Raw genomic sequence first — 12,939 nt, 5'->3', positions numbered from 1 at the left:
CGATGGCCACAGGTCCTTCAGGTACCAGACTTCCGGCGAAATGCCCGACGCCATCGTCAACTGGCTGATCATTCCGCCCGGCCAGGTCGCGACATCTCCGAGAACTTGATGGCTTCTTCGCACCGGAGCGTCTGGAAACGGACATCAAAGCTCCCTAGTTTGTAGCCATGATCAGCATGGCGGAAATAGATGGTGTGGAAGACTGGCTTATCGGCCAGGCCCTCGGCTCGCCCGACATGGCGGCGATGTTCGCCGAAATGTGCGAACGGTTGCGCCAGTGCCAAGTTCCGGTCGACCGGGTCATGATGGCATGGTCGACACTGCATCCGCTGATCCAGGCGGAAACCGCCGTCTGGGAACACGGCAGCGAGCTGCAGCACCAGCAGATTGCGCATACGGAGGCCGAAAACGAGGACTGGCTGCGAAGCCCGGTCCGCGCAGTCCTCATGAACAAGGAACCGATGATGCGGCGGCGCCTCACAAACGCCAATGCACCGTTCGAGTTTCCAATGTTGTCGAAACTGTCAGACGCCGGGTACACGGACTATTTCATTCTGCCGACGGAATTCGACGTCCCGGCCTTCCCAGACGAAACGGCAACCACCGGGATCATCGTCAGCTGGGCGACACGGGCGGAGAACGGCTTTTCCGATGATGCCCTGATGGCGCTGCAGTACATTCAAAAGCGGCTAGCGCTGGCTGCACGGGCAACCCTGGAAGGTCAGATCAGCAAAACGATCGCCGAGACTTATCTGGGCAGGATTGCCGGCAACAAGGTACTCAGCGGCCAAATCCGGCACGGAGACGGCGAAACCATCGATGCGGTTATCTACTTCAGCGACATGCGCAACTCGACCGCCATCGCCGAGTCCCTCGGACCCGATGCTTACCTCACCTGGCTGAACACCTATTTTGAGGCCACCGCCGGGGCTATCCTGGAACAGGGCGGCGAGGTTCTGGATTTTATCGGCGACGCGGTTCTCGGCGTCTTCCCGACGGACGAGCAAAGCCTCAGCTCGGCCGTTGCCAAGGCAATCGCGGCGGCCGACGACACCCGCACGCGTTTGCGGGCCATCAACGCCGATCCCGGCTGCGGCCGCCCCTTGAGAGCGGGCATCGCGCTCTCCGTCGGCTCTGTCATGTTCGGCAATATCGGCGTCCCGTCGCGGCTGACCTTTTCGGTGATCGGCCAGAGCGTGCATGCCGCTGCACGGATCGAAAGCCTGACAAAGACGGTTGGCGCGGAAGTGCTCATGACCGGCGATGTCGCCCGGCATGCGGGTAGCCGCTCGCGGCCCGCGGGCGCCTTCGCCCTCAGCGGCTTTTCCGAGCATCAGCCGCTTTTCATCTTGGAATAACCCCTCCGTTTCCTTAAAGAATTGAGCATCCGCCCTTGTTCCGCGGACAATAACGCCAGGACATTCAGAAGACATCATGACCGATCTACGACCCGACTTTCCCGCCCATCTGCCTTTCCGGGAACAGGAGGCAACCGGGCCGGACGACGGCGTACCGGTCGTTCTGCTGCACGGCTTCGGCGGCGACAGGCAAACATGGGTGAACATTCAGACCGGCCTTGCCCCGCGCAAGAGATCGCTGGCCTTTGACCTGCCCGGCCACGGCGAGGCGCTGGACTGGCCCCGGATCGGCCACGCAGGAATCGCCGCGAAGGCTGTGGTTCAGTCGCTGGAAGCGCTGGGGCTTTCAAAGGTTCATCTGGTCGGCCACTCCATGGGTGGTGCCGTGGCCGCGCTGATCGCGCTCCGTACGCCCGAGCTTGCCGCCAGCCTGACGCTGCTTGCCCCCGGCGGTTTCGGCCCGGAAATCAACCACCGGCTCCTGCGCCGCTATGCGGCCGCGACCGATCCGGTCGAAATGGAGATGCTGCTGGAGCAATTCTTCGGCTGGGAGTTCAAACTGCCGAAGTTTCTGGCGAAGACTGCCGCCGAAAACCGCACCCGGCCAGGCGCCGTCGCAACACTGGAGGCGGTGGCCAACGAGATTATCGACGGCGCGGTCCAGAAGACCTTGCCCCGCAACGACCTGGCGGACCTGCCGATGCCCATCAAGGTGCTCTGGGGCACCCAGGACCGGGTCCTGCCGACCCGCCAGGCCCACAAGCTTCCGGGCGTTGTCTCCACCCACATCTTCGAGCGTGTCGGCCACATGGTCCATCTGGAAATCCCGAAGGAGGTCAGCGGGCTCATCCTGCAGAACACGCGCGCTGCCCAGGACTGACCCGTCAGGCGCGATACCTGCGAACCGGGCCGGCAGGCGTCCGGCTCACGCCTCGGGCAGCAGATCGTCCCGCCAGGTTTCCCCGATGACGCGGCGCGCCATCATGTGCGAGCGCGGGGAGTTGATGCTGTCGACGGCGATCAGCTGCCGGTCCTTCAGATAGGCGACGTAGAACTTGTTGGCCTCGGGGGATCCCACCAGAACCGTATCGTCGTAACCTTCCGAAAGCCCGGCGATCTGAAGTTTGATGTCATATTGGTCGGACCAGAACCAGGGCAGCGGATCGTAGTCGACATCCTGGCCGAGCAGGGCCTGCGCCGCGATCTTGGCCTGGTCGATAGCGTTCTGGACGCTTTCCATGCGCACGGAACGCTTGTAGCGGTTGGAATAAAAGCGTGTGCAGTCGCCCACCGCATAGATGTCCGGATCGCTTGTCTGGCCGCAGCCGTCCACCAGAATGCCGTTGTCGGTCTCAAGGCCGGCTTCGCTCGCAAGCTGATCGTTCGGCTCGGCCCCGACGGCCACCAACACCAGTTCGGCCGGAACGATCTCGCCGGACGCCAGCCTGACGCCACTGACCTCGTCCCCGCCTTCGATCGCCTCGATACCGGTGTTGAGCTTCAGATCGACTCCCCTGGAGCGATGCAGTGTCGTGAAGTAGCTGGAGACCGCTTCGCTCACGACCCGTTTCATCGGCCGGTCGAGCGCCTCGATCACGCTGACATCCTTGCCGAGTGCCTTGGCAACCGCGGCGACCTCCAGACCGATATAGCCGCCGCCGATGATCACGATCCGCCGGGCCGTGCTCAGCCGCTCGCGGATCACGTCGACATCGGCGATCGTGCGCAGGGTCAGGACGCCTTTCTTGTCGGCCCCCTCAAGCTTCAGGCGGCGTGCGTCCGTACCTGTTGCCAGCACAAGTTTTCCGTAAGGCAGCGTGTCGCCGTTCGCCAGTTGCAGCCGCTTGGCCGACCGGTCGATGGCCGCGACACGCGTGTTGGGAATGAGATCTATATTGTTCGTGGTGAAAAAGGCAGGCGGCCGCAGCCACAGCCCTTCCGGACCGATTTCTCCGGCCAGGAACTTCTTGGAAAGCGGCGGCCGCTGGTAGGGAGGATGCGGTTCGTCGCCGATGAGGCGCAACGGGCCTTCGAACCCGCCCTGCCGCAAGCTTTGCGCGACCTGGGCACCGGCCTGCCCCGCACCGACGATTACGATCTCTTCCTGCATCTGGATCCGCCCTCTTCAAGATCAGCTTTTACATGTCAGGGCATCCCGTCTGCGTTCGAACGAACGCAGACGGGATGCCCCGATGTGGCCTGTTCCGCCAACGCGTTGAAGATATGGCTAGCATGAAGATTCGCAAGCCGCCAGACGGGCGAATTGCCGCGAGCAAATACGCGCGGCAATTCAAGGGACCTTCCCGTCGCAACCCGGTCAGGCGCTGCGTACGCCCTGCAGGAATTCGGCGACTTCCTGACGGATCAGCGTGCCTTGCTGGCCGAGCGATTCCGCCAGCTGTTCCACTTCGGAGCCATTCGAGCGCGCCAGTTCGGCAGCCGACCCGACAGCTTCCATGCGCGACACGCCTTCTTCAGACCGTGCCGATGCGCTGGACACGTTCTGGGAAATCGCCTGGACGGCCATGTCCTGCTGCTGCACGGCAGCGGCAACGGCCGAAGCCAGTCCCTCCATGTCGGAGATGATCCCGTTCACGTCCTCGATCGCCTGGACGGCCTGGCCGGACGAACCCTGGATCGCCTCGATCTGGGTCGCGATATCTTCCGTCGCCCTCGACGTCTGGTCGGCCAGCTGCTTCACTTCCGCCGCCACCACGGCAAAGCCCTTGCCGGCTTCGCCCGCCCGGGCAGCCTCGATGGTCGCATTCAGCGCCAGGAGGTTGGTCTGGTTGGCGATGTCGCGGATCAGTCCCATGACCTCGCCGATCCGGTCCGCGGCGCTCGACAATTCCTGCATGGTCGAGACGGTCGAGGAGGCGCTCTGGACGGCCTGCTTGGCCACTTCGGTCGACTTGTTGGCCTGGCTGGCGATTTCGGCGATGGAGGCCGCCAGTTCCTCGGCCGAATGCGCGGCGGAGGTCACGTTTTCCGCAGCCGTGCGCACGGCACCTGCCGCCTCTTCGGACTGGTCCGCAACGTCGTCGGCGGACTGCTCCATCGACTTGGAGGTCTGCCGCAATTCTCCGTTGGCCCGGTCGAGACTGTCGAGGGCCTCGGACACAGTGCCTTCGAACCGCCCGATGAGATTGTCGAGGCGGGCGACGCGTTCCTCTCGCTGCCGGTTTTCCTGTTCCTGGGCTTCTGACAGCTCCAGGCGTTCAACCGCGTTGTCCCGGAACACCTGGACCGTGCGGCTCATGGACGCCAGTTCCGACTTGCCCGCGACTTCCGGAATATCGAGATCGGTCTGACCGCCGGCGAGCGCTTCCATCGCCGCCTGCAGGCGGGAGAGCGGACGGGCGATCGACTGCCCGATCATGACCGCAATGGCCGGCAGCAGCAGCAGCAGCCCGACAATGGTTCCGCCGATGGCGATTGCTGCGATCGAGCGGGCTGATTCCAGCTGATCCGCCGCTTCGGTCTTGATCGTTTCGGCCGCCGCATTCAGCGAAGCGATATGCGGCGGAACCAGGTCGAACAGGCTTTCAAGCAGCTCGGCAAATTTGACGCGATCCTGCATGGCGGCCGTGTAGTCGTCGAAGGTCGCCTTGTATTTGACCATGTTGTCGGCCAGCTCTTTCTTGATCGCATCGGAGATGTAGACCTTTTTCAAGAGCTTCTGGAAAGCCGCGAACTGGGCCTCGAACGCTTCCAGCGCCGCCGGCGTCCGGTTGAGTGTGAATTCCTTTTCAGCCAGCTGGACAGCCAGGATGGCACGGGCCAGTTTCTCGAAATCCGGACCCCCGCCGAATTTCATTTCCTCCTGCAGCCGGTTCTTCACGGCCCCGGCAGATTCATTCAGCACCGCCAGATAGCCCTGCGAACTGTCGTAACCGATTTTCTGCTGAATGCCGTCGAGACTTTCGAAAGCACCCTTCGTGCCCTCCAGCGTATCCTTCACGTCGGTGATGATGGCGGCATAGGGAGCGGCGACAGGATTGCCGGCGACTTTGGCCAGCATCCCGTGGGCATCGTCGAGCCGGGTCGTGAAAGCCTGAAACCCTTCGGCGGACGGAGCCGCATGATATTGCTCTTCGATCGTCCGCAAGGCAGTGGCTGCTTCAGACAGCCCCCCGACCTGCTCGGCAAGTGTCGCACTGTCCCCCATGCGGGCGAAGGCAGTGTTCAGTTCGTTCTGGCTCCAGAAGAACACCCCGCCGATTGCCAGCAGTCCGACAATGGTGAAAAGACTGAGCGCGAGAATCCTGACCTTGACCGACAATTTCGACAAGATCTGAAAAGGTGATTGAGATCCGAAGCCCACCAGCGTATGTCCTCTAATACTCGCTTTGACGGACCAGACTTGGCTAAATTTGCCAATTTACTGTTAACGCGTACATTACCTTGCCCTCCGTCCGCTGCCGCAGATCCGCGCCAGTTGCGCCTTCCAATTGAGGTTGCTCTTGAATTTCCTCGCAGCTTCCGCTCCGGCAATTTTCGTCCTGTTGTGGTCCACCGGCTTCATCGGGTCGAAGCTAGGCGCCCCTTACATCGATCCCATGGTTTTTTTGACCGTGCGGTTTGTAGCAGTTCTACCCGTCCTGATTCTGCTGATGCTATCCTCGCGCGCGTCCACTCCGAGAGCCTGGCCAAGAACCTGGACCGCCATCGGACACTGCATCGTGGCCGGCATGCTGGTCCACGGGATTTACCTGGGCGGCGTCTTCTGGGCGATCAAGCAGGGAATGCCGGCGGGCCTGTCCTCGATCATTGTTGGCCTGCAACCGGTGCTGACCGCGCTCATGGCGGTCCTGCTACTGAAGGAAACCGTTTCCCGCAAGCACTGGTTCAGCATGGCCATCGGTGCGGCGGGTCTCATCCTGGTCCTCGGTCCCAAGTTCGACGCAGGCGGCTCCGGCATCACTCTGACCACCATCGGGGCGGTTTTTGTCGCGGTCCTGGCCATCAGCCTCGGCACCGTCTACCAGAAGCGCTTCGCCCAGCAGACCGACCTCTTGGCCGCGACCGTCTGGCAATATGTCGGCGCCCTACTCGTGACCGCCCCTCTCAGCCTGACCGAAAGCTGGCAGATCACCTGGTCGGGCGAGCTTGTCTTCGCCATGGTCTGGCTGGTGCTTGTTCTCTCGGTCGGCGCCATCCTGCTTCTGATGCTTCTGATCCGGGAAGGTGCCGTTTCCCAGGTCGCCAGCCTGTTCTATCTGGTGCCCGTGGCAACAGCGGTCGAAAGCTATTTTCTATTTGAGGAAACGCTCGCGCCCGTTCAGATTGCCGGCATGGCGCTGGTCATCGGCGCGGTGCTGACGATCCGCGGGGCCGCGCGGAAAGCGTGATTGACCCTGCCCGTCCGGCTCACGCCTGAGGCACCTCCGTCAGGGCAAGCCGCTGTTTCTGCCGTTGTTGATACAGCCTCTGGCGCGAGATGGCGGCGTTCAGCTCTCCCCCGAGAATGAACACCAAAGCGCAGATATAGAGAAAGATCAGCGCGGTCATGATGCCGGCCAAACCGCCATAGGTCGAGACGTAGTTGGCGAACCTTGCCAGATAGGCCCCGAAAGCGCTGCCCGCGACAATCCACATGACGAGCGTGGCCATTACCCCCGGCCACAGATCCTGAAATGACCGTTTGCCAGCCGGCAACAGCCAATGCGTGACGAACAGTCCGATGATGAGCAGGGAGCCGGCAAGCGTGTAGCGCGCAACGTTGATCGACAGCAGGAAAGTCTCGATCCTCGGGGTATGGGCCGTGAGCGTTTCAAGCGCAAGCGGCGCCAGGACCACCAGAAACGTATAGGCCAGCAGAATGCCGGCCCCCAGCAGCACCAGGGCAATGGACTGCAGCCGCAGGAGAAAGAACCACCGCTTTTCCGTCTGCCGGTAGGCCCTGTTGAGCGCCGTCCGCAGGGCTTCGACCCCGTTGGAGGAAAACCACAGGGCGGCAATGGCACCGAAGGTCAGGAGGTCTCCACGCCGGACTGTCAGAACGTTCTGGACTTCCCGCGCGACCGGAGCGGCGACACTCTCCGGCCAGGCATCGAAAATGAGTTCCGATACCGTGTCGGCCGCCCCCGTCATTCCGAAGAACGCGGCGAGTGATGCAATGAAGATCAGAAGCGGGAACATCGCCAGCAGGCAGGAGAGCGCCACATGGCTTGCCATGGCAAATCCGTCGTCGCGGGCAAAATGCCCGATGGCGTCCTTCAGGACAGCGTAGATGACGAGAACAGTTTGCCGGACACTCATGGCTTCTGATGTGGCCTTGGGCAGGGGCCTGCGTCAAGACTGCCCCGGAAAAAATGCCCCTATCCAAAAGGACAACAATTTCCGGCTCGACAAATGGATGTGTGCGACGCAACATAGCTTCAACAAAAAGCGCGCGCGCGCAACAAATGAAAACGGAGATCGCCTATGTCCACCGCAGCCCTGTCCTCGGCGGAAACGCCGGGAAATCTGACAGACCGAACGGAAGCCGCCGTCATTGCCCTCGACCGCCTTCTGGATCTTGCGGTGCAACGTGTCCGGGACAGGGTCATGCAGGACGGCCGCATATCGTCCCGGCGCGTGGAAGAGGAACAGCGGGCGGCCCACGGCCTTGCGTGGCTGGCCACTTACGTGGAATCGCTGCGCCAGCTCGACGCCTATGCACGCCGCCTGACTTCGGAAGGCCGCTACGGAACTCTGGAAGACAGGATCGTTCAGCTCGGTTTTGCCGAATATCTGGCCCAGATATTTGGTGGCATTCCGATGAATCAGGGCGAATTCGTCCGGCTGTCGGATCTCGGACTTTCCCATGGCGAAGTGGAAAGCTTCCGGACGGACGACATCGAAAGCCTGATAGAGACAGGCAACACACCGGAAATCCGGGCGGAGATCACGCAGCTCATTCGCGATCAGGCCGGTCATTCGACCTTCGGCGACCCGGGCCTCGACGAGACCATGGAGCAGATCCGCAATGAAATGCGGCGCTTTGCCGAGGACACGGTCGTGCCCAATGCCCACGACTGGCACCTGAAGAACGAATACATCCCGCTCGACGTCATCAACCAGATGTCGGAACTCGGTGTTTTCGGCCTGACCATTCCGGAGGAATATGGCGGGCTCGGTCTTGGCAAGGAGGCCATGTGCGTCGTCTCCGAAGAGCTGTCGCGCGCCTATATCGGCGTCGGCTCCCTCGGCACGCGCTCCGAAATCGCCGCCGAGTTGATCTTGTGCGGCGGAACGGACGATCAGAAGCAGCACTGGCTGCCGAAAATCGCCTCCGGCGAAGTGCTGCCGACAGCGGTCTTCACCGAACCGAACACGGGATCGGATCTGGCCTCGCTCAAGACCCGCGCCGTCAAGGATGGCGACACCTGGAAGGTCTCGGGCAACAAGACCTGGATCACCCACCCGGTGCGCGCCGACATCATGACCTTGCTGGCCCGCACCAATCCGGACGAGCCGGGCTACAAGGGCCTTTCCATGTTCATCGCGGAGAAGCCGCGCGGCACGGACGAGGACCCGTTCCCGGCGGAAGGCATGAGCGGTGGCGAAATCGAGGTGCTCGGCTATCGCGGCATGAAGGAATACGAGATCGCCTTCGACGGTTTCGAAGTGAAGGGCGAGAACCTCCTCGGCCAGGTCGAGGGCGAAGGCTTCAAGCAGCTGATGCAGACCTTCGAGGGAGCCCGTATCCAGACCGCGGCCCGCGCGCTCGGTGTTGCCCAGTCGGCTCTCGACCTCGGCCTGCGCTACGCGGAGGAGCGCATCCAGTTCGGCAAGGCGCTGGTCAATTTCCCGCGGGTTTCCGACAAGCTGGCGCTGATGACGGTGGAACTGATGATCGCCCGCCAGCTGACCTATTTCTCGTCCTGGCAGAAGGACAGCGGCAAGCGCTGCGACCTGGAGGCCGGCATGGCGAAGCTTCTGGGCGCCCGCGTTGCCTGGGCAGCGGCCGACAATGCGCTGCAGATTCATGGCGGCAACGGATTTGCACTGGAGTACGCGATCTCCCGTGTTCTGTGCGACGCCCGCATCCTGAACATCTTCGAGGGCGCTGCGGAAATCCAGGCCCAGGTGATCGCACGGCGCCTGCTGGAAACGCGCGGCAACGCGTAGACCGAGAGCCACGACTGAAACGGCCTTGTCCGATTGAACTAGCCGCGCCGTCTCAAGTGGCGGCACCAGGGGCTGCAATCGGGCAGGCCGTCACGGAAGAATGGCGGCGATCGTGCACAGGATCATAATTTCGACAGGAAACGCAGCAAGGTTGGATGCACAATTTTATGAGTCCGTACCCTAATCCGGTGGCAATCTGATCTGCCATGGGCGATCCTGTTTTTTGACAGGCTTTCAGATGGACCGCCGAAGATCGGCGAGCTGCCGGCAATCATCCGTGCCTGTTCCGGCCGCCGCGCGAATTTTGATCTTCAGCCGGCGCGCCGGCTCCAAGCGGTTTCCGGTCCATCCATGCAGAGACTGAACCAGTCATCTCGCGAAGGAGGATAGATATGAGCGCACCAATTCGTTTGAAACGTCACGGGTGGGTCGTTGTGGCCGATGGCACAAAGGCGCTTTTCCTGCGCAACGAGGGAGACGCAAAGTTCCCGAACCTGAGGATCTTCCAGAAGAAAGAGCAGGAAAACCCGCCGAACAGGGACCAGGTTTCCGACCGCCCCGGACGTTTCAACGATTCCTCGCAGCCTCACCGCAGCGCCGCCTCGGAGACCGACTGGCACAGGCTGGCGGAAGACAGGTTTGCTGCCGATCTTGCGGACTTGCTTTACAAGCGCGCCCACAAGGGCGATTTCGATAACGTCATTCTCGTCGCCGCGCCATCGGTTCTGGGCGAAGTCCGCAAGCACCTGCACAAGGAGGTCGCAAGCCGGGTCATCGCCGAGATCGACAAGGACCTGACCAATCACTCAGTCGATGATATCGAGAAGATTGTTCTGGGTACGTCCTGAAGCCGGCACCTTCCGGCTGGGCGCGAACTGGTCGGCGGGTCGGGCGGGAACGCAGCGCCCGGACGGCCCCTTCCAGCCAACGGCCGAAGGATCTCAAAACACGGCCTGAACGGCAATGGCCCCGCAATAGATCGCCAGCAGGAGCGCGCTTTCAAATCCGATCCGTCCCGGTCCCGATCTTTGGCGAACGATCAGACCGAGCAGAAGGATCGCGGTCATGACAAGACCGGTCGCCAGCCAGAAATAGTCTTCCGGAGTCAGCGCGTGGTAGAGAGACCCCTTCTGATAGGCCGCGTCGGAAAGGGTCAGAAACAGGGTATCGAAAGTGTTGCCGCCGATGATGCCGCCGATCGCGAGCTGCAGCGCGCCACGGTGCACGGCGGCCAGGGTTGTCACCAGTTCGGGCAAGGACGTAATCACGGCCGTGATCAGTGCTCCGACCAGAGTGGCGTTCAGACGGTAACGATCGGTAAGCTCGCCGGCTGCCTGGGCAAGCAGCCAGCCCATGACACCCATAACAAGCACCAGAATGGAGAATTCCGCAAACAGGCGGATGTTTCCCGTCAACTCGCGCCGTGCCTCTTCCGGTTCGTCCGGCTGGGTTTCCCGGGTGTGGACGACCCGCCACATCGGCTGTTCGCGCACGCGCCGCAAGGTCAGCAAACCCGCAAAATAGATGGCAACCAGGGCGTAGGAGGCCGGATGCATGCCCAACAGGGTCACTTCCGGCCCGGTATAGGCAACCAGGGGAACGGCCAGCAGCAGGACGAGCAGGGCGCACTGGAACAAGCTGGCAACCTCTGCTGCCACATGTTCAAGATTGGCCCGTCTGTAAACGATATCGGCAAGGGCAAGGAACGCCGTTTGCGCAGCGATGCCGCCGACCGCGTTGGAAAAGGCGAGCGAAGTTCGCTCGTCCAGCGCCGAGGTCACGGAAACCACGGTGCCGGACAGGGACGTCGCCGCCCCCAGCAGCACGCCGCCGACAAGCGCTTCGCCGAGCCCGGTCCTGTCGGCAATGCGATCGGCCTTTCCCGTCAGCGCGATGCCGCAAACGAAGATGATCAGGCCGGTTCCCGCAAGAACGGCGAGCAAGGCCCACAGGGGCATGTCAGCAAAGGATATGAGCATGGCCTCCCCTTCCAACCGATGCCGGCGGCAGGCCCGCTCCGGTCTCGGGTCTCTGCGACGCCGTTCCGGCCTCCCGCAAAATGTTGCCGCTTTGCTGCGCGATACTGGCAAGGCCGGACGGAAGCGCCGGACGGCAGACTGCAATGTTCCGGAGGTCCAAAATGACCAGACGCATTAACGAACAGATTGCCGAAATCCTCAAGGACCAGTCCCGCAGCAAGAAAGCCCGTATCGACGAACTTCTGCAACTGCGCGATGATGCCCGTGCGCTGGAACGGGCCGCCACGGAAAGCTCGATGGCGACATCGGGTCCGGACGATTCCGGGCTACGGGAGCTCGACCGCGTGCTGGAAAAGCTCGGCCACCACGAGATCCTGGAAGCGGAAGACAAAAGCGCCGCGACACTCTGATGCCCGCATACCCCAGAGCCGGACAACAACCATGGTCCGGGCAAGCGCCTGAGACTTGCCGCGGACTTTAAGGATGTGTTGAAAATGGCGCCTTCTCCGCCGCTTATTCGACCGTGATCGTGATCTTCTCCGACATCACCGGCGGGTTGTGCGGAATGTGTGACCAGTCACCCAGCACCAGCTGCAGTGTGTGCGAGCCGGGTGCCAGTTCGATGGTGGTCTCCGTCTGGCCACCGCCGAAGTGTTTGTGATGCTCGTCGGACGGAATCGGCTCGTTCAGCTCCTCACCCTCGATGGCCTCGTCGATGACGAGATGATGGTGGCCGGTCTTTTCCTTCTCGGTTCCGGCCGGTGCGACGCCCATGCCGGCAAGGCCGAACTGGATACTCACCGGACCTTTGACCGTGTCGCCGTCCTTCAGATTGATGAAATAGACCTTGGCCCCGTCCGGAGCCGGCGTTTCTCCGGCGAAAGCGGCCGGTGCCCCCGCCAGAAGCGCAATCGCAATAACAGGTATCGTTATTTTTTGAAAAGTCATGACAGTCTCCCGAAAATGTAAAGCCATACCCTCCCGTCAGGGCACGCCGCATGGAATGTAGCGCCGCCGGAGCCCTGCTGAAAAGGCGCAAAGTTGAAGAACCGCCTGTCTGCACCTATCTTTTCAGGGACAGAGGCAATCGAAGGACAGCTCATGGACACCACGTTCAAGGACCTCGGCTTCGATCCCGAGATTCTGGGTCCGGAAGAAAAGCAGAAACGGTCGATCCGCAAAAAATTGCTATCGACGGCCCGCAAGGCCGTCCGGCAGGTGCCGTTCATGGAAGATGTCGTTGCGAGTTATTACTGCGCGATGGACCCGGCCACACCTTCCAAGGTCCGGATGACCCTGCTGGCCGCACTGGCCTATTTCGTCCTGCCGCTCGACACGATCCCCGATTTCATCGCGGGCATCGGCTTTGGCGACGATGCGACGGTTCTGCTGGCGGCCATTGCCATGATCCGCGGACATCTTCGCGAAGACCATTATCAGGCTGCCCGGGAGGCGCTGAAGGACGGCGATCTCTAGGGTACGGATCC

The 12,939-nt window shown here is 62.0% G+C and carries 12 protein-coding genes; 7 read left to right on the top strand and 5 right to left on the bottom strand.

Features of this window, described 5'->3' with window-relative positions:
• Positions 1 to 194 precede the first annotated feature (194 nt).
• Together ACQY7U_RS21125 and ACQY7U_RS21120 are read left to right on the top strand one after the other, a co-directional pair.
• Entirely contained in the window at positions 195 to 1,358 is a 1,164-nt protein-coding gene (locus ACQY7U_RS21125; RefSeq protein WP_428648937.1) for an adenylate/guanylate cyclase domain-containing protein, read from the top strand.
• Between the two features lie 76 nt (positions 1,359 to 1,434).
• Positions 1,435 to 2,238 carry an alpha/beta fold hydrolase gene (locus tag ACQY7U_RS21120; protein ID WP_428648934.1) on the top strand — a complete coding sequence of 268 codons (804 nt, stop codon included), beginning with the start codon at positions 1,435 to 1,437 and terminating at the stop codon, positions 2,236 to 2,238.
• Positions 2,239 to 2,283: 45 nt separating this feature from the next.
• On the opposite strand, the gene ACQY7U_RS21115 is transcribed toward ACQY7U_RS21120, so the two are convergent.
• Complete coding sequence (locus ACQY7U_RS21115) at positions 2,284 to 3,468, bottom strand: NAD(P)/FAD-dependent oxidoreductase (protein ID WP_428648932.1); 1,185 nt, start codon at positions 3,466 to 3,468, stop codon at positions 2,284 to 2,286.
• 207 nt (positions 3,469 to 3,675) lie between these two features.
• A complete protein-coding gene (locus tag ACQY7U_RS21110) occupies positions 3,676 to 5,682 on the bottom strand; it encodes a methyl-accepting chemotaxis protein (protein WP_428648929.1) in 2,007 nt (668 codons plus the stop codon).
• Positions 5,683 to 5,821: 139 nt separating this feature from the next.
• Between ACQY7U_RS21110 and ACQY7U_RS21105 the strand changes: the two genes are divergently transcribed.
• Positions 5,822 to 6,709: a DMT family transporter gene (locus tag ACQY7U_RS21105; RefSeq protein ID WP_428648926.1), complete on the top strand. Its 888-nt coding sequence runs from the start codon at positions 5,822 to 5,824 to the stop codon at positions 6,707 to 6,709.
• A 19-nt stretch (positions 6,710 to 6,728) separates the two neighbouring features.
• Here ACQY7U_RS21105 and ACQY7U_RS21100 read toward each other — a convergent pair whose 3' ends face one another.
• The gene (locus ACQY7U_RS21100; protein ID WP_428648923.1) at positions 6,729 to 7,619 is read right to left on the bottom strand and encodes a YihY/virulence factor BrkB family protein; all 891 of its coding nucleotides are present in this window, start codon (positions 7,617 to 7,619) and stop codon (positions 6,729 to 6,731) included.
• 165 nt (positions 7,620 to 7,784) lie between these two features.
• Here ACQY7U_RS21100 and ACQY7U_RS21095 point away from each other — a divergent pair, with 165 nt between their 5' ends.
• Together ACQY7U_RS21095 and ACQY7U_RS21090 are read left to right on the top strand one after the other, a co-directional pair.
• Positions 7,785 to 9,473 carry an acyl-CoA dehydrogenase family protein gene (locus ACQY7U_RS21095; RefSeq protein WP_428648920.1) on the top strand — a complete coding sequence of 563 codons (1,689 nt, stop codon included), beginning with the start codon at positions 7,785 to 7,787 and terminating at the stop codon, positions 9,471 to 9,473.
• 392 nt (positions 9,474 to 9,865) lie between these two features.
• The gene (locus tag ACQY7U_RS21090) at positions 9,866 to 10,321 is read left to right on the top strand and encodes a host attachment family protein (protein WP_428648917.1); all 456 of its coding nucleotides are present in this window, start codon (positions 9,866 to 9,868) and stop codon (positions 10,319 to 10,321) included.
• A gap of 93 nt (positions 10,322 to 10,414) precedes the next feature.
• On the opposite strand, the gene ACQY7U_RS21085 is transcribed toward ACQY7U_RS21090, so the two are convergent.
• On the bottom strand, positions 10,415 to 11,452 hold the full coding sequence (locus tag ACQY7U_RS21085) for a sodium:calcium antiporter (RefSeq protein ID WP_428648914.1): 1,038 nt from the start codon (positions 11,450 to 11,452) through the stop codon (positions 10,415 to 10,417).
• Between the two features lie 161 nt (positions 11,453 to 11,613).
• Between ACQY7U_RS21085 and ACQY7U_RS21080 the strand changes: the two genes are divergently transcribed.
• Positions 11,614 to 11,862, top strand: coding sequence for a hypothetical protein (locus tag ACQY7U_RS21080; protein ID WP_428648912.1), 249 nt, complete (start codon positions 11,614 to 11,616; stop codon positions 11,860 to 11,862).
• 103 nt (positions 11,863 to 11,965) lie between these two features.
• Here ACQY7U_RS21080 and ACQY7U_RS21075 read toward each other — a convergent pair whose 3' ends face one another.
• Positions 11,966 to 12,400 carry a DUF4399 domain-containing protein gene (locus ACQY7U_RS21075; RefSeq protein ID WP_428648909.1) on the bottom strand — a complete coding sequence of 145 codons (435 nt, stop codon included), beginning with the start codon at positions 12,398 to 12,400 and terminating at the stop codon, positions 11,966 to 11,968.
• 153 nt (positions 12,401 to 12,553) lie between these two features.
• Between ACQY7U_RS21075 and ACQY7U_RS21070 the strand changes: the two genes are divergently transcribed.
• The gene (locus ACQY7U_RS21070; protein ID WP_428648907.1) at positions 12,554 to 12,928 is read left to right on the top strand and encodes a YkvA family protein; all 375 of its coding nucleotides are present in this window, start codon (positions 12,554 to 12,556) and stop codon (positions 12,926 to 12,928) included.
• Positions 12,929 to 12,939: the final 11 nt, after the last annotated feature.

This window comes from Roseibium sp. (assembly GCF_050301095.1).
In the GTDB taxonomy this organism is placed as follows: Bacteria; Pseudomonadota; Alphaproteobacteria; order Rhizobiales; family Stappiaceae; genus Roseibium.
Note: the sequence above shows the minus strand (reverse complement) of the source record. Positions and strands in the feature narration are given on the sequence as shown.

Bases quoted from the DNA above. Each gene is read 5' to 3' on its own strand.
- ACQY7U_RS21080 (WP_428648912.1), top strand. From the start codon at position 11,614: ATGACCAGACGCATTAACGAACAGATTGCCGAAATCCTCAAGGACCAG.
- ACQY7U_RS21095 (WP_428648920.1), top strand. From the start codon at position 7,785: ATGTCCACCGCAGCCCTGTCCTCGGCGGAAACGCCGGGAAATCTGACA.
- ACQY7U_RS21115 (WP_428648932.1), bottom strand. From the start codon at position 3,468: ATGCAGGAAGAGATCGTAATCGTCGGTGCGGGGCAGGCCGGTGCCCAG.
- ACQY7U_RS21085 (WP_428648914.1), bottom strand. From the start codon at position 11,452: ATGCTCATATCCTTTGCTGACATGCCCCTGTGGGCCTTGCTCGCCGTT.
- ACQY7U_RS21070 (WP_428648907.1), top strand. From the start codon at position 12,554: ATGGACACCACGTTCAAGGACCTCGGCTTCGATCCCGAGATTCTGGGT.
- ACQY7U_RS21100 (WP_428648923.1), bottom strand. From the start codon at position 7,619: ATGAGTGTCCGGCAAACTGTTCTCGTCATCTACGCTGTCCTGAAGGAC.
- ACQY7U_RS21075 (WP_428648909.1), bottom strand. From the start codon at position 12,400: ATGACTTTTCAAAAAATAACGATACCTGTTATTGCGATTGCGCTTCTG.
- ACQY7U_RS21090 (WP_428648917.1), top strand. From the start codon at position 9,866: ATGAGCGCACCAATTCGTTTGAAACGTCACGGGTGGGTCGTTGTGGCC.
- ACQY7U_RS21120 (WP_428648934.1), top strand. From the start codon at position 1,435: ATGACCGATCTACGACCCGACTTTCCCGCCCATCTGCCTTTCCGGGAA.